We start from the raw sequence: 14,810 nt of genomic DNA, 5'->3' as shown, positions 1-14,810 counted from the left end.
TTTGTTCATTTCCCTGATACTTCCTGCATTTTCCCCCCTCCGGCTTGCCTGCCGTCCCGTCGCTGACCAGCACTGGCGTTTCGCGCTGTAGCGCACTCTCTACGGATTTTCTGCCGCGCATCGATTGCGCTAATTATTTCTGTTTCCGGAGAGAGAAAATGTTTTATTGGTTATTATTGGCGCTTGCCATCGTTTTTGAAATTGTTGGCACGCTGGCCATGAAATGGGCCAGCCTTAACGGCCACGCTGCCGGTTATTTTTTTATGCTGGCAATGATCGCCCTTTCTTATATTACTTTGTGTTTCGCCGTTAAAAAAATTGCGCTGGGCGTGGCCTATGCTATTTGGGAAGGCGTCGGCGTGCTGTGTATTACGCTGTTCAGCGTCATGCTGTTTGACGAGGCGCTGCCCCTGATGAAAGTGGCCGGACTGGCGACGCTGGTGACCGGTATTGCCCTGGTGAAGTCGGGGACGATAAGCCGCAAGGAGACCAGCCATGCTGCCGCTTAACGGGACGCATATTGCCTGGCTGGCGCTCGCCGTGGTGCTGGAAATCTTAGCCAATATTTTTCTTAAATATTCGAACGGCTTTCGCCGCCCGCTGTATGGCCTGTCGTCGATTGTTGCCGTGCTGGCGGCCTTTAGCGCGCTGGCGCAGGCGGTTAAAGGTATCGATCTGTCGGTAGCCTATGCGCTGTGGGGAGGCTTCGGCATCGTCGCCACGGCGACGGCGGGCTGGATACTGTTCGGTCAGCGTCTGAACCGTCGCGGCTGGTTCGGCCTGCTCGTACTGCTGGTCGGCATGGTGTTGATCAAGCTTGCCTGAGAGTGGAGAGCGTCCTCGAACGCTCTCTTATCGTCTGCTACAGCCAGTTTTTACGCTTGAAATAGGCGTAAGGCGCCAGGCCTGCCAGGATCATCAGGCAGATAGCGCCCGGATAGCCGAAGCTCCACTTCAGCTCCGGCATAAACTCAAAGTTCATGCCGTAGCTGGAAGCCACCAGCGTTGGCGGCAGAAACACGACCGAGACCACCGAGAAGATTTTGATAATGCGGTTCTGCTCGATATTGATAAAGCCCATCGCCGCCTGCATCAGGAAGTTGACCTTCTGGAACAGCGATTCGTTATGCGGCAGCAGCGATTCGATATCGCGCAGGATCTCGCGCGCCTGCTCCAGCTGATTGCCCGGCAGACGCGCCTTGCGCACCAGGAAGTTTAACGCGCGCTGGGTATCCATCAGGCACAGGCGCACCTTCCAGCCAATATCTTCCAGCTCGGCCAGCGTGGAGAGCGCGGCATCGAACTCATCGCCCTGCTGGCCTTCCATAATCACGCGGCTGAGCTTTTCCAGATCGCTGTAAATGTTTTCGATTTCGTCCGCCAGCTGTTCGATTTTGGTTTCAAACAGATCCAGCAGCAGCTCATACGCGTTGCCATCGGTCAGAACCTGGTTACGCGCGCGCATACGATAAAGACGGAACGCGGGCAGTTCGCGCTCGCGCAGCGTATAGAGGCGACCGTCGCGGATGGTAAAGGCTACGGTGGAGTTGCCCGCGTGATCTTCTGCATCTTCGTAGAAGAAAAAGGAGTGAATATGCAGACCGTCTTCATCTTCAAAAAAGCGTGCGGAGGCCTCGATATCTTCCAGCTCGGGACGGGTCGCCAGGCTTTGGCCCAGCTCGTTCTGCACGCGATCGCGCTCATTTTCTTCTGGTTCGATCAGATCGACCCAGACCGAACTGGACAGTTCGTCCGTGGTTTCTTCCAGCTCCAGGCGGGCAAGGCGGCTTTGATCAAGTTTAAATGCGCTCAGCATAGCTGTACTCCCAATTCGTCATAGCGTGGGACGCGCCTGAACACGGGGAATCTGACTCAGAGCGAAGCGGGATGCGGGTCGCCAACAACCACGAAGGCTATCGGCAGAGGAGGATAGCCTTAGGAGTTGTACCTGTTTTCCAGGTCAATGAGCCAGTATCTACTGGGTGTGTCCAAGGCGAATGTCCTCTGAGGGTGATAGTGCGCGCATGTTACGCTGTGCTGAAAATGGCGTCAACAGCCAGCCGGGAGAAACGAAGCGGCAGGCACGGGCATCCCCGCCGACTGCCTGAGAAAGCGCGCGGGCGACGTTGAAGCAGTGAAGGGGAAAAACGTAAAGGCGGCGCGGGGTTAGGCGCGCCGCAGCGGGATCAAACCGTTTCTAACTTCGCGTAGGCGGCCACCAGCCATTTGATGCCCTGGCCCTGGAAAGCAACCTGTAACCGGCTGTGATCGCCGCTGCCTTCCAGATTGACGATGGTCCCCTCGCCGAATTTAGCGTGGCGCACGCGCTGGCCGAGCGCAAAGCCGCTGTCGTTTTGCGTAACTGGCGTGCCCATTCGCTGATGGTTGACCGGACGGCTGACGCTGGCGCGCAGGCGCACTTCCTCCACGCACTCTTCCGGCAGCTCGCCGACAAAACGCGATGGCCGGTGATACACCTCTTTGCCATACAGCCGACGCGTTTCCGCATAGGTCAGCGTCAGCTTCTGCATGGCGCGCGTGACGCCCACATAGGCCAGGCGACGCTCTTCCTCCAGCCTGCCGCCCTCTTCCAGCGACATCTGGCTTGGGAACATGCCTTCTTCCATCCCCACGATAAAGACCTGACGGAACTCCAGGCCTTTGGCCGCGTGCATGGTCATCAGCTGCACCGCATCCTGCCATTTATCCGCCTGACCTTCGCCCGCTTCCAGCGCCGCGTGGGAAAGAAAAGCCTGTAGCGGCATCAGGTCTTCGTCTTCATCCTGATAGCTGTACTGCCGCGTGGCGTTGACCAGTTCCTCAAGGTTTTCGATACGCGCCTGGCCCTTTTCGCCTTTTTCCTGCTCGTACATCAGCCACAGGCCGGAATCTTTGATCACCCGGTCGGTCTGCACGTGCAGCGGCATTTCGCTGGTTTCCTGCGCCAGCGAGTCCACCAGTTCGGTAAAGCGTTGCAGCGCCGAGGCGGCACGACCGGCCAGCGCTTTCTCCTGAAGCAGAACGCGGGCGGTCTGCCACAGCGTCAGCTGGCGCTCACGCGCCGTTTGCCGCACCACGTCCAGCGTGCGGTCGCCAATGCCGCGAGTCGGCGTATTGACCACGCGCTCGAAAGCGGCGTCGTCGTTACGGTTGGCGATCAGCCGCAGATAGGCCAGCGAGTCTTTGATTTCCTGACGCTCGAAGAAGCGCATTCCGCCGTAGATGCGGTAAGGCATACTGGTTTGCAGCAGTGCTTCTTCCAGCACGCGCGACTGGGCGTTGCTGCGATAGAGAATGGCGCAGTCGTTCAGCGCGCCGCCGTTTTCCATCCACACCTTGATGCGGTTCACCACGAAGCGGGCTTCGTCCAGCTCGTTGAACGCGCAGTAGATAGAGATCGGCTCGCCGTCGCTGCCGTCCGTCCACAGCTCTTTCCCCAGACGACCGTTATTGTTGGCGATCAGGGCGTTGGCCGCCTTCAGAATATTGTTGGTGGAGCGGTAGTTCTGCTCCAGACGGATGGTCTGCGCGCCGTGAAAATCGTTAAGGAAGCGCTGGATGTTCTCAACCTGCGCGCCGCGCCAGCCGTAGATCGACTGATCGTCGTCGCCTACGATGATCACTTTTCCGCTGTCGCCCGCCAGCATCCGGATCCAGGCATACTGGATATTGTTGGTATCCTGAAATTCGTCCACCAGGATATTGGTGAAGCGCTCGCGGTAGTGGTTAAGGATATGCGGTTTATTCAGCCACAACTCGTGCGCGCGCAGCAGCAGCTCGGCGAAATCCACCAGCCCGGCGCGGTCGCAGGCTTCCTGGTAGGCCTGATAGATGCGCAGCCACGTCTGCTCAACGGGATTGCCGTAGCTCTCAATATGCTTTGGCCGCAGCCCTTCATCTTTTTTGCCGTTGATGTACCACATGGCCTGGCGGGCGGGCCACTGCTTCTCATCCAGATTCATCGCTTTGATCAGGCGTTTTAATAAGCGCATCTGATCTTCGCTGTCGAGGATTTGAAAATCCTGCGGCAGGTTGGCGTCCAGGTGGTGCGCGCGCAGCAGGCGGTGCGCCAGGCCGTGGAAGGTGCCGATCCACATGCCGCCCTGGCTGGTGCCGATCAGCTGCTCAATGCGGTGGCGCATCTCGGCGGCGGCCTTGTTGGTAAAGGTCACGGCCATGATGGAGTAAGGCGAACAGTTTTCAACCCCCAGCAGCCAGGCGATGCGGTGAACCAGCACGCGAGTCTTGCCGCTGCCCGCCCCCGCAAGCACCAGCAAATTGCTGCGCGGCGCGGCTACGGCCTCGCGTTGTTTGTCATTCAAGCCGTCGAGAAGGTCAGAAACGTCCATAAGCACCGTCAGGTTAGGGGAAGCTGTTGCTCCACTGGATATTTAACCAGCGTATTATAACAACGCGGTCAGGGATGCCAACTGCGAAATTTCCAGCGTGGGCAGCAGGCGGCTGTCGCTGGCCTGCATCAGGTTGTGATGATGCAGGTTGATCCAGCACGCCTGCATCCCGCAGCGCACCGCGCCAGCCACGTCCGTCGTGAGATCGTCGCCCACGTGCAGAATGCTGTGTAAAGGCAGGTTAAGCTTTTCTGCCGCCAGGTGATACATATCGTGATAAGGCTTGGCGCGGCCGTGCGGCCCGGCTCGCAGAATAAATTTAAAGTATTTATCCAGCCCGAACAGGTGCGGCTCGGCGTTGCCGTTGGTGATCGCCACCAGCGGGATTTTCGCCGCCAGTGCGGCCAGCGTGCTGTGCGTTTCGGCCGGCACCTCGATCTGGCTGCGCCAGTGGGCGAAATGCGCCATCACCGCGCGCGAGCCTTTTTCCGCTTCCGACGCGCTAAGGCCGCTATTCAGCATTGCCAGCTCCACCGCGCGGCGACGCCATTCGCTGACGTCGTGATAAATGTCCGGCTCCTGCTCAAGCAGGCTGTCACGCAGCTGCTGATACTGTAAGGGACTGAACTCGTTCAGCGCCGGATGATAGGCCTGCAAAAACGCGTGGGTTTCTTTAGCGGTGCGGCTGATTACCGGCCGATTGTCGTACAGCGTATCGTCCAGATCGAAGGTCATGGCCGCGATCGGCCGCAGCGAACGGTAAAAATGCATCAGGTTTTTCCTCGTTTGGCACGGGGATGCGCGGCATCGTAAACCGAGGCCAGATGTTGAAAATCAAGGTGGGTATAGATTTGGGTCGTGGTGAGATTGGCGTGGCCCAGCAGCTCCTGTACCGCGCGCAAATCGCCGCTCGACTCCAGCATATGCGTCGCAAAGGAGTGACGCAGCTTGTGCGGATGAATATGGCTGGACAGCCCCTGCTTCACGCCCCACTCCGCAAAACGCTTTTGCACATTGCGGGTGGAAATGCGCTTGCCCTGTTTTGACAGAAACAGCGCGTTATCGGATGGCGCGAACAGCTCGCGCAGCGCCAGCCAGCGCTCCGTCCATTCCACCGCCATGCGGCCAATCGGCAGACGGCGCTCTTTGCTGCCCTTGCCGGAAACCCATACTTCGCCGGAAGCCAGATCGAGATGGGAAATATCGATGCCGACCAGTTCAGAAAGGCGCAGCCCGGCGCCGTACATGACTTCCAGCATGGCACGATCGCGCACCGCCAGCGGATCGTTCAGATCGATATCCAGCAGGCGGTTAACCTCGTCCACATCGATATTTTTCGGCAGATGCCGGGAAGCGCGCGGCGTGGCGACGCCCTTGGCCGGGTTGGCTTTCAGCTTGCCCTGGCTGATTTGCCAGTCCAGAAAGCTGCGCAGCGCGGAAAGGCGTAGCGCCAGGCTCGCGGGCTTAAGGCCGCCACGGCGGCTGCGTGCGGCCAGCGCGCGTACCTGGGCGGCGTCCAGCTTCTCCCAGGCGGCAAGCTTCATCTCATCCAGCAGGATAATACAGGCGCTCAGCTGCCGCTCGTAGCTAATCTGCGTGAGCGGGCTGAGCTGGCGCTCGACTTTCAGGTAGCGCAGGAAGCCCTCTACGGCTGGCTGTAGAGGAGACGCGTTCATGCCCTTTCCACCCAGCGCTGCAGCAGTTCCGGCAGCATATGCGAGAGGTGCTGCAACAGCACCGTGCCCATGCCGGACTGATAGTGCTGGCTGTCGCGGCTGCTGAAGATCAGCACGCCCAGCTCGCCGCGCTCGCCCAGCAGCGACATCGCCACCGAGCCGACCGCTTTGGCCTGCGGCAGCAGCAGCAGCAGTTCCGGGCCGTTAAGGCTGCCCAGATAGTGCTGCTGCTTGCCCAGCCGCTGAATACGTACCGGCTCGAACGCCTGCCGCGACAGCGCCAGCTGCGTAAAGTCGGACGGTGCGCCAATCCGCCACTTTTCGCTGAACAGCCGCACGTTGGCGCCCGCCAGCCCCAGCTCGCGCGCCCAGCGATGCAGGCGGTTCAGCATCTCGTGCAGGCTGTCGGCCGCCGCCAGCCGCGTTTGCAAGGTCAGCAGCTGTTCGAACAGCCGATGATTGGCGCTGGCCTGCTCCATCAGCAGCGTTATTTCCTCTTCCAGCTGCGCAATCTGGTGACGCTGGCGGCTGAGCTGCCACTCCACCAGCGAAACCGTGCCGCGTACCGGATGCGGCACAATCATTTGCTCGACCTGGCGAGCGTTGCGGATAAAGAAATCCGGGTTTTGCAGCAGGTAATCGCTCACCGCGCGATCGTCCAACAGGATATCGCTGGCGGCCTCGCTGACATGTTTCATAGATGAATAAATCCGTCGTAAACGTGAGTGGCCGGGCCGGTCATATAGAGCGGATGTCCCGGCCCTTTCCAGGCGATATGCAGGCTGCCGCCGGGCAGATCGACGCGAACCTTTTCCGCCAGCAGGGTTTGCTGAATGCCGACCGCTACCGCCGCACAGGCGCCGCTGCCGCACGCCTGCGTTTCGCCCGCGCCGCGCTCGTAGACGCGCAGGCGGATATGCTCGCGGCTGACCACTTCCATAAAGCCGACGTTAACGCGTTCGGGAAAACGCTCGTGGCTTTCCAGCACCGGCCCTAAGCTTTCCACTCGCGCCGTTTTTACGCTGTCGACCTGTAATACGCAATGCGGGTTGCCCATCGATACCACGCCGCACATCACCGTTTGCTCCGCCGCGCGCATCAGATAGAGGCTTTCCGCCTTGTTCGCGCGAAAAGGCACCTGCTGCGGCTCAAAATTGGGCTCGCCCATGTTGACGCACACCAGCTCATCCGGCGTGACGCTCAGCACCATGCGCCCGGTCTGCGTGCTGACGCGGATCTCGCTTTTATTGGTCAGCCCTTTCAGACGCACAAAGCGGGCGAAGCAGCGCGCGCCGTTGCCGCACTGTGCCACTTCACTGCCGTCGGCGTTGAAAATGCGGTAGTGAAAATCCAGGTCGGGATCGTAAGGCGGTTCCACGATCAGCAGCTGATCGAAGCCGATCCCCAGATGCCGATCCGCCAGTCGCCGGATCAGTTCAGGAGAAAAATAGACGTTTTGCGTCACGGCATCGACCACCATAAAGTCATTGCCCAGACCGTGCATTTTGGAGAACTGCATGTTTGGCTCCAGCGAGTGCGTCATGAGTTACTGAGCCGATTGCTGTTCCGCATCGGTAGTCGTTGACTGCTGCTGCGCGCCGGACGCCGTACCGCTGGCGGTTTTTGGCGGTGTCGTCGCGCCAGCGTTTTTTGGCGGCTGCTCCTGCTTTGGAAAATAGAGAGGGCCTTTCAGTCCGCATCCCGCCAGGCTGACCACGGCCAGCGCCAGCGCCATCCGGCAAATCATCTTCTTCATGCTTGTTCTGCTCATCATTGCTGCCTGTTGGTAGACTATCATCGCAGGTGAAGTGCTAAAAGCAACAGGAAAAAGGCGAAGGTTGCAGAAAGGAAAGCGGTAAAAGGCACGGCATCCTGTTTGCCGTGCCGGGCAAAAAGCAGCGGCGGCGATGGGCTACAAAAAGTCTTCGCGCTGTGGCGTAAAGAGATCGATCAGCACGCCGCTTTCCAGGCAGACGCATCCATGCGGTATATTCGGCTGCTTATATAAGCTGTCGCCCGCTCTCACCTCGCGCTGTTCCTTACCGATAGTGAACAGAAAGACGCCGGAACGCACCCAGGTTAGCTGTTCATGAGGATGGCTGTGCATCGGGCCAATCGCGCCCTGCTCAAAACTGACCTGCACGCACATCAGCTTGCCGCCGTGCGCCAGCACGCGACGGGCGACGCCTTCACCCGCTCTTTCCTGCCGTGAATCTTTATAAAAGAAAAACATGCGTGTTCTCCTTACAATAAATTTGGCCGCTATTCTGCTCCGGCAGCGGCAATTTTCCAGGCAACGCAAAACCAACTGTGACGGCTATCATGCCGATTTGTACAAAAGCGCAAACGGATGAGTTGGGATGGCGTGATAGTTATTCCCGCCGCGAGGCGGGTTAATTTTTTACCATTTTGTGATGGGCGGCAATTACAGGGCGGGCAGCCTGGCTGAAGATGACTATTTATTTGCAAACGACGCCCGCGATAAGGATATAAAGCCATGACGATTACGCTTCCACGCGAGACGCATTTCCGCCATCCCGATGAAAAAGTTATTTTTCATTTCTGGCGGCCGGAAAAGAGCCTGTGTCAGGAGCACCGGCATGAGTATTGCGAACTGTTTCTGGTGGAAAAAGGCAGCGGCATCCACGTTATTAATGAAAAACCCTACTTATTAACCGCAGGCACATTGTGTTATCTCAACCGTCACGATTATCACCTTTTCGAAGAGATGAAAAATATCAGGCAGGTGAATTTACTTTATCTGGCGCCCGATCGTTTTAACGTGCTAAAAAATATTGAGCACTTATTGATTCAGCCGGGTGAAAGCCGCGTCTGGCAGATAAATATACGGGTAATAAAGCAGATCATGGCCAGATTAATGGCGCATTCGGCCACAAAGTACGAAAACAAGCTGCTTGGCGAAAGCCATAAGGAAGCTATTTTTCTGGAAACGCTGCATACGCTGAACCAGTGGCGCTATAAAACCCAGGATTTCGCCTCCAGCGACGATCGCATCAGCCAGATTATTATCTGGCTGAATAGTCATCTGGCCGAGCCGCTGGATATGGAGCGCCTCTGCCAGACGTTTGCGATTTCCCGCCGCACGCTGCAACGGGGGTTTGTCGACTATACGGGCGTCTCGCCGCAGCAATATCTGACCACCACCAGGCTGCTCCAGGCAAGATATCACCTGCAATACAGTGATATGACCATCTCCGAAGCGGGAAAGCGGGTCGGCTTTAACGAGGTCAGCTATTTTTCCCGTCTGTTTCGCAAGCAGTTTGGCCTGTCGCCCGGCCAGTGCCGTTAAGCCCAAAGCAGTTAGCCCTGCGCTTCGACCAGTTCCAGCCTGCCCGGCGCCACCGTCGCCGGATAAGGTTCGTCGCGGCAGATCGGCAGCGCCTCCCAGCGCAGCCAGTAGCGATGCTGCGGGCTATAGTCGCTGTTTTGCGCCGCCAGCAGCTGCACCTCGGCCTGCGGATGCAGCTGCTGGCGCGGCCGCAACAGCGTTTCCGGCAGCGTTACGCGGGCGGGGAGCGTTGCCGTCACGGTTAAGGATGCTTCATCAATCCGCCAGCGCCCTGCGCCGCTCCATAGCGAACGCCACGCCACTTCCAGCTGGCCTTCGGCGGTCACGCGCGGCGGCTGCAAAACCAGATCCGGCGGAATAGAACCAGGCCCGTTGAAGTCCCAGCGAAAACGCCACTGGCTGAGCTGGCTTCTCTGCCAGTTTCCCGTGCCGTCCGGCCTGGCGAGATAAGCCTGCGAGCAGCCGTTCTGGTCGTAGCGGTGATAAATCAGCAGCGGCCTTCCCTGACTGTCAAAACCGATTTCCTGCACCATATTAATCAGCCCTTCGCCAACCCCGGCGCTGTCAACAATTTCGCCTCGTTCCCGCGAGATGGGCAGCGTCAGGTGCTGTCCGGCAGAGGTTTCCCAGCGTTGCAGGTCGCGGCTTCGCGCATAGGATAAATTGTTGTTGGTTTCACAGTGCGGGGTTTCGCGCCACATCCAGACCAGATGCCACCAGCCATCCGGCCCGGCTACCGGCGGCCGCGCGTAGCCGTTGCGTAAGCCTTCGCCGTCCAGCAGCGGCGTGTCCAACAGGCGCGACCACTGCCGCCGCGCCGTATTATATACGTTATAGATATCGTCGCCGTTGCCGCTACAGCCGTCGCGATAGCGGAACAGTAAACGTCCCTGCGCGTCTTTAAAAAACAGCGGATAAGTCGTGCGCGCTTCACGTGCGCCGGTCATCGCTCTGACCACGCGCAGCGAATAAATATCCAGCGGGCGTTCGGAGCGAAAATAGATCAGCGGATCGACATGCATATTGCCGGAAAGGTGCAGGTAGCCTTCGCTGTCTACGGCCATCGTCAGGTAGTTATGTGAATCGTAATCGGTGACGTTGGCGTCACGGTTGCGTGACGCCAGCCAGAAGCCTTCCGGCTGAAAAGTTTCCCATGTCGCTACGCCTGCACGACGGCATCCCACGGTGATGCGATGCGCGGCGTCGTACCAGGCGGCAAATAGCGTCCCCTCATGATGCAGCAGGCAATAGAGCACGTTAAAATCTGCGCAGGCCTCACCCACGGCAGAGACATGAACCTCTGTACTCATCTTTCATTCTCCTTGATTATTTTTACGGCGCAGGAAATAAACGGCCAGCACGATGGCACCGGCGGGATGAAGCATCGCGCCGATATAGATCGGTACGGCATAGCCAAAGGCATCAATAATGGTGCCGACAAAGCCGTTGAAGAGAATGGCGCTGATGCCGCCGAGCGCGCTCATGATACCGATAGCGGTAGCGATGGCCGCGCGCGGCACCAGCCCGCCCATCATGATGGTCACCATGCTCAGCCAGGCGGTGCACATAAAATTAATCACGGTCATAATGCCTACCGCCAGCCAGATGTTTTGTACCGTGGGCAGTAAAAAAATCAGCGGCGCCAGACAGGTTACCGTCCAGATCAGATTCAGCCGCGCCCGGGTTGGCTCGACGCCGCGCGCCACCAGCCGATCGGAGATCCGGCACACCAGCAGCACGCCAAACACCGCCGCCAGCGGCGGAAACCACATCAGCTCGCCGACGCGTGCCAGGCTCAGCCCCAGCTTTTCCTGCATAAAGCCGATCTGCCAGTATTGATAAAAGAACCAGAAAGGATCGGTCAGCAGCCGCGCGATAATCAGCGTCCAGACGGGCGCGGAAGCCAGCACCAATTTATAGCGTTGCAGCGTGGAGACGCGGTCGTCCTCTTTTTCCGGCAGCGGCTCCGCCGACGTCGGCTGGCGACGGCTGGCCAGAAACCACAGCAGGCCGACCACGATGCCCGCCGCGGCCGGAATAAAGAACGCCCAGCGCCAGCCGCCCGCCAGCGTGACCCAGGCAATAAAAGGCGGCGCAACGATCAGGCCCAGCGACTGAATAATATTGGTCAGCTGAAAAGCGAAAGCGCGCTGCTCCGCTCTAAACCAGGTAAATATCGCCAGCGTCAAGGCGGGCACGACGCCGGACTCCGCTATGCCAAGAATAAAGCGGCCAATCAGCATCCCGGTCAGCGAATGCGCCAGGCCGGTGATCAGCGTGGCTATCGACATTAGCAGCATTAAAAAGGTCAGCACGCAGCGGCTGCCGAATTTATCCACCAGCGCGCCCGAGAAAAAATACATCACGATATAGGGCAGCATAAAAGCGGTAATCAGCAGCGAATACTCTTTATTGCCCACGCCCATTTCATGCATCAGCGTGGTTTTAAGAATGGAAACGATTTGCCGATCAAAAGAGAAGAAAAACAGAATGCAGCCGAGCAAGAGCAGAAGCAGAGAAATAAAAAGGCCGAACTTATTTCCTTCCCTGGTGAGTAATGCCTGTCCTTTTTCCATATATCCCTCGCGGTAATGCCTTTAAATGAGAATACGGCGCGAGTATAAAATGGATGATATCGGGCAAGAGCGCGGGATGATTTACTCTGTGAATAGCATCATGGCGATTTGTACTTCAGCGCCAGAACGGCGGAAGAAATGGCATTTGCCCGCAGATGGCGGGCAGTATCAATGCATCTGATAACGCGGCGTGTAGTCGCTGGGATCGTTGTCTGAATCGGTCGCGCACAGCTGCGTCAGCGTCTGGCTGCGGAAAGGGATAACCTGAAAACGATCGTCCACCTGCACAATCTGATAGAACTGCGGCAGGTTAAAGTTGATAAAGCTGGAGCCGTAGGTAAAGCGATCGTGCGAGGAGGAGTAGAAGCGGCTGACGTCGCGTACCAGCTCCTCTTTGCTGCCCTCGCAGTGATGATAGATCTCCACCCGATTGGTCTCATCCAGGATGTAGATATTAAAGCCGCGATCGTCTTTCGTATCCTCAAAGAAAAACTGGATGATGCCTTCGCTGGCGTAGCCGTTGACTACCGACGGCAGCCGCGTCTGATCGGTTTCCACCTTGATCGACAGGCCGTGCAGCTTGTTGTTGGAGATGGCGCCATAAAACTCCACGGCGTTTTCCAGCTTTTGCACCGAGACGCTCAGCCGCTCAAAGAACAGTCCCCAGGTTTGTCCGGCCACGCGCACGGCTTTAAACCGACCGGGTTCCTGGCGCGTGCTGGAGAGGCGCAGCTCGATACACTCCGACACCAGCTGCTGCACGCGAGTGCGGATCAGGCCGCGCAGATGCTGGCTGTAACAAAAGACCTCGACGTTATCCGGCGGCGCCGCATCCTGATGCATTTTACCCAGGATGGTTTTCAGCGCCTCGATCATCGCCTGCTCGCCGTTGAAATGCAGCGTACGGACTTCATTCCACGAGTTGCGGTAAAGCAGATCGATGCTGCCGATCAGGCACTGCTGCTGCTGCCCAAAGCTGAACACGTCCAGCTTGCGGAAGTCAAAATGCACCACCTGATTGCGGAAGGCCGCCGTAGGATCGTGTTCCAGGTTAACGATGATTGCCAGATGGCGGATCTCGCACGGGCTGTAAAGCGCCTTTGCCGTCGGCGCGGGCAGCCGCAGCGGGAAATGGTGCGACACGTCCGTCACCAGCTCCTGTAACCTGGCCAGATCGCAAATCTCATTGCCTTTAATATGCAGTCGCGTTTTGCTGGTCAGCAGGCCGTTGAACCACGCCCACGCCACCAGCTTGTTCAGGTAGCGGTTATATTCCAGCGGCTGATGGCTGATGATGGACTGCATATCCGGCGACTGATTATAAAGATACCAGCCGGCGCGGTTGGCGCGGCCGTGCGGCACGTGAATAAAGGTCAGATGCGGCTCGGAAAGATCGGGCGAAATCTGTGGATTGACCAGCGTCACCTTGCCCGGCAGCGCCTCGAAAGCGGCGTAGAGTTTGCGCGTCAGCACGCCGATATCCTGCGGACTGGCGCTGACGCTCAGATTATTGCGGCGGGCAAAGCGGATCAGGTTGCGGTAGCTCTGCATCATCGCGTCCAGCAGCTCGTTGTGCGCTTCACGCACGCGGCCGATTTTCCACTCGGCGCGGCTGTCCAGCATTGTGAGCCGCTCTTTGTCCCAGCCCCATTCACTGACCAGCTGGCTGAGAATTTCGCGCCGCCAGCCCGGATCGCTGTCGACGGAAAGTTTTTCGCGCACCTTCAGATAGAAGCAGCGGCGTACCAAATCCAGACGCGCATGATCGTCAATGCTGGTGAGATAGTGCGTGACGCGTTCCAGCATCATGCAGTAGGGATCCAGACCATAAGAGACGATTTCGCCATCGTGCAGGCGCTGTTTGATATCCATCGCCAGCAGCCGGGTGCCCGGATACTCCCAGGAGTAGGCTTCCAGCAGCAGCGTCTTCAGCACCGCCTTATAGGGCGAGTCGATGCTTTTATAGAGCTGCCACAGGCTCGCGCCGAAATACTCCTCGGCGGAAAGCGTGCTCAGACCGCCCAAATCAAGCCACTCGTTCGGGGTCAGCACGCCTTTTTGATACAGCGACATCACGTAGTCGTCGTAATGCTCTTCTTCTTCGCCCGGCACCATATTCCACAGAATGCGTTTGCCGGCCATGCGTACCGCAGTGCGATAGAATTCGTCCAGCAGCAGGATATGCTGCGTGGAACCGCAGTCTTCGCCGCCCAGGCTGCCGCTTTCGTTATGACGGAAGCGGTTTTCATCGATCAGAAAGAAGCTGGCATCGACGCCCATACCGGCGCACCATTTTTGCAGCAGCGTACATTTCTTTTGCAGCGCCAGACGCTCTTCGTTATCCAGCCAGGATTGATGGCAGACCCAGATATCCAGGTCGGAAGTGGCGTTCTGGCCGACGGAAGAAGTGCTGCCCATGGAGTAAACGCCGGTGATCGGCATCTCGCCCTGCGGCGTCAGCGCGGCGAGGGATCCAGATTTGCCTTCTAAATCATAAAGATAATTTTTTTGGCTTTCATCAGGCGTGTAGAAGCTGATGCCATGTGGAACGTTACCTGCAAGGTAACCCGGCATCAACGGATGATGATAATGTAATAAGGTCGGCAGCAGACTGTAAACCTGTTGAAAAGCAGGTCCCATGGCCGCCAGCGCGCGATCGACGCGTAGCTGGTTGATGGCATCCAGTCTCTGTTTCAGTGTCTCAATGTAGAGGTACAAGACGTCTCGCCTGATTATCCCAGTGCCTGCAAAAAACCCCGTTCCCGACATCCGCCGCTTGCTTTAAAAATAGTCGTGCGAATAATTGCTGGAAACGTGATCAATCTAACACCTGGTCGGTTGACCGTAAAGAAAGTTGCGCTACCAAACAGTTTAGCACGTTTTACCATCACCCCGACCG

General features: G+C 57.9%; 15 protein-coding genes. 3 read left to right on the top strand and 12 right to left on the bottom strand.

Features of this window, described 5'->3' with window-relative positions; all coding sequences use genetic code 11:
• The first annotated feature begins 158 nt into the window (after positions 1–158).
• Complete coding sequence (gene mdtJ, locus ACA373_RS21205) at positions 159–509, top strand: multidrug/spermidine efflux SMR transporter subunit MdtJ (RefSeq protein WP_370735042.1); 351 nt, start codon at positions 159–161, stop codon at positions 507–509.
• Positions 496–825 (top strand): multidrug/spermidine efflux SMR transporter subunit MdtI, encoded by a 330-nt coding sequence (gene mdtI, locus ACA373_RS21200; RefSeq protein ID WP_301731022.1) that lies wholly within the window; start codon positions 496–498, stop codon positions 823–825. The genes mdtJ and mdtI overlap by 14 nt, the downstream gene beginning before the upstream one ends.
• A gap of 37 nt (positions 826–862) precedes the next feature.
• Here mdtI and corA read toward each other — a convergent pair whose 3' ends face one another.
• The 9 genes from corA to ACA373_RS21155 all read right to left on the bottom strand — a co-directional run bounded on the left by corA (position 863) and on the right by ACA373_RS21155 (position 8,258).
• Positions 863–1,816, bottom strand: coding sequence for a magnesium/cobalt transporter CorA (gene corA / locus ACA373_RS21195; protein ID WP_253457251.1), 954 nt, complete (start codon positions 1,814–1,816; stop codon positions 863–865).
• 119 nt (positions 1,817–1,935) lie between these two features.
• Entirely contained in the window at positions 1,936–1,992 is a 57-nt protein-coding gene (ysgD, locus tag ACA373_RS21190) for a YsgD/CorL family protein (RefSeq protein ID WP_367317867.1), read from the bottom strand.
• 194 nt (positions 1,993–2,186) lie between these two features.
• Entirely contained in the window at positions 2,187–4,349 is a 2,163-nt protein-coding gene (gene uvrD, locus ACA373_RS21185; protein ID WP_253457248.1) for a DNA helicase II, read from the bottom strand.
• A gap of 54 nt (positions 4,350–4,403) precedes the next feature.
• Entirely contained in the window at positions 4,404–5,120 is a 717-nt protein-coding gene (yigB, locus tag ACA373_RS21180) for a 5-amino-6-(5-phospho-D-ribitylamino)uracil phosphatase YigB (RefSeq protein ID WP_301731021.1), read from the bottom strand.
• The gene (gene xerC / locus ACA373_RS21175) at positions 5,120–6,025 is read right to left on the bottom strand and encodes a tyrosine recombinase XerC (RefSeq protein WP_253457242.1); all 906 of its coding nucleotides are present in this window, start codon (positions 6,023–6,025) and stop codon (positions 5,120–5,122) included. The genes yigB and xerC overlap by 1 nt, the downstream gene beginning before the upstream one ends.
• Positions 6,022–6,723 carry a DUF484 domain-containing protein gene (locus ACA373_RS21170; protein WP_253457239.1) on the bottom strand — a complete coding sequence of 234 codons (702 nt, stop codon included), beginning with the start codon at positions 6,721–6,723 and terminating at the stop codon, positions 6,022–6,024. The genes xerC and ACA373_RS21170 overlap by 4 nt, the downstream gene beginning before the upstream one ends.
• A complete protein-coding gene (dapF, locus tag ACA373_RS21165) occupies positions 6,720–7,544 on the bottom strand; it encodes a diaminopimelate epimerase (RefSeq protein WP_253457236.1) in 825 nt (274 codons plus the stop codon). The genes ACA373_RS21170 and dapF overlap by 4 nt, the downstream gene beginning before the upstream one ends.
• Before the next feature lie 27 nt (positions 7,545–7,571).
• Positions 7,572–7,781, bottom strand: coding sequence for a lipoprotein (locus tag ACA373_RS21160; RefSeq protein ID WP_253461191.1), 210 nt, complete (start codon positions 7,779–7,781; stop codon positions 7,572–7,574).
• A 156-nt stretch (positions 7,782–7,937) separates the two neighbouring features.
• Positions 7,938–8,258 (bottom strand): cupin domain-containing protein, encoded by a 321-nt coding sequence (locus tag ACA373_RS21155; protein ID WP_369896716.1) that lies wholly within the window; start codon positions 8,256–8,258, stop codon positions 7,938–7,940.
• A gap of 264 nt (positions 8,259–8,522) precedes the next feature.
• Here ACA373_RS21155 and ACA373_RS21150 point away from each other — a divergent pair, with 264 nt between their 5' ends.
• Positions 8,523–9,335, top strand: coding sequence for a helix-turn-helix domain-containing protein (locus ACA373_RS21150; protein WP_253457230.1), 813 nt, complete (start codon positions 8,523–8,525; stop codon positions 9,333–9,335).
• 11 nt (positions 9,336–9,346) lie between these two features.
• Here ACA373_RS21150 and ACA373_RS21145 read toward each other — a convergent pair whose 3' ends face one another.
• From ACA373_RS21145 to ACA373_RS21135, 3 genes are all read right to left on the bottom strand, one after another.
• Positions 9,347–10,645, bottom strand: coding sequence for a BNR repeat-containing protein (locus ACA373_RS21145; protein ID WP_370735041.1), 1,299 nt, complete (start codon positions 10,643–10,645; stop codon positions 9,347–9,349).
• 3 nt (positions 10,646–10,648) lie between these two features.
• Entirely contained in the window at positions 10,649–11,911 is a 1,263-nt protein-coding gene (locus tag ACA373_RS21140) for an MFS transporter (RefSeq protein WP_253457226.1), read from the bottom strand.
• Between the two features lie 168 nt (positions 11,912–12,079).
• A complete protein-coding gene (locus ACA373_RS21135; protein ID WP_253457223.1) occupies positions 12,080–14,629 on the bottom strand; it encodes a class I adenylate cyclase in 2,550 nt (849 codons plus the stop codon).
• Positions 14,630–14,810: the final 181 nt, after the last annotated feature.

This window comes from Erwinia sp. STN24 (assembly GCF_041320675.1).
GTDB classification, from domain to species: Bacteria; Pseudomonadota; Gammaproteobacteria; order Enterobacterales; family Enterobacteriaceae; genus Erwinia; species Erwinia aeris.
This window is presented reverse-complemented; position numbering and strand designations above follow the sequence as displayed.

Coding starts and splice junctions, on each gene's coding strand:
- mdtJ (WP_370735042.1), top strand. CDS start 159: ATGTTTTATTGGTTATTATTGGCGCTTGCCATCGTTTTTGAAATTGTT.
- mdtI (WP_301731022.1), top strand. CDS start 496: ATGCTGCCGCTTAACGGGACGCATATTGCCTGGCTGGCGCTCGCCGTG.
- corA (WP_253457251.1), bottom strand. CDS start 1,816: ATGCTGAGCGCATTTAAACTTGATCAAAGCCGCCTTGCCCGCCTGGAG.
- uvrD (WP_253457248.1), bottom strand. CDS start 4,349: ATGGACGTTTCTGACCTTCTCGACGGCTTGAATGACAAACAACGCGAG.
- yigB (WP_301731021.1), bottom strand. CDS start 5,120: ATGCATTTTTACCGTTCGCTGCGGCCGATCGCGGCCATGACCTTCGAT.
- xerC (WP_253457242.1), bottom strand. CDS start 6,025: ATGAACGCGTCTCCTCTACAGCCAGCCGTAGAGGGCTTCCTGCGCTAC.
- ACA373_RS21170 (WP_253457239.1), bottom strand. CDS start 6,723: ATGAAACATGTCAGCGAGGCCGCCAGCGATATCCTGTTGGACGATCGC.
- dapF (WP_253457236.1), bottom strand. CDS start 7,544: ATGCAGTTCTCCAAAATGCACGGTCTGGGCAATGACTTTATGGTGGTC.
- ACA373_RS21160 (WP_253461191.1), bottom strand. CDS start 7,781: ATGAAGAAGATGATTTGCCGGATGGCGCTGGCGCTGGCCGTGGTCAGC.
- ACA373_RS21155 (WP_369896716.1), bottom strand. CDS start 8,258: ATGTTTTTCTTTTATAAAGATTCACGGCAGGAAAGAGCGGGTGAAGGC.
- ACA373_RS21150 (WP_253457230.1), top strand. CDS start 8,523: ATGACGATTACGCTTCCACGCGAGACGCATTTCCGCCATCCCGATGAA.
- ACA373_RS21145 (WP_370735041.1), bottom strand. CDS start 10,645: ATGAGTACAGAGGTTCATGTCTCTGCCGTGGGTGAGGCCTGCGCAGAT.
- ACA373_RS21140 (WP_253457226.1), bottom strand. CDS start 11,911: ATGGAAAAAGGACAGGCATTACTCACCAGGGAAGGAAATAAGTTCGGC.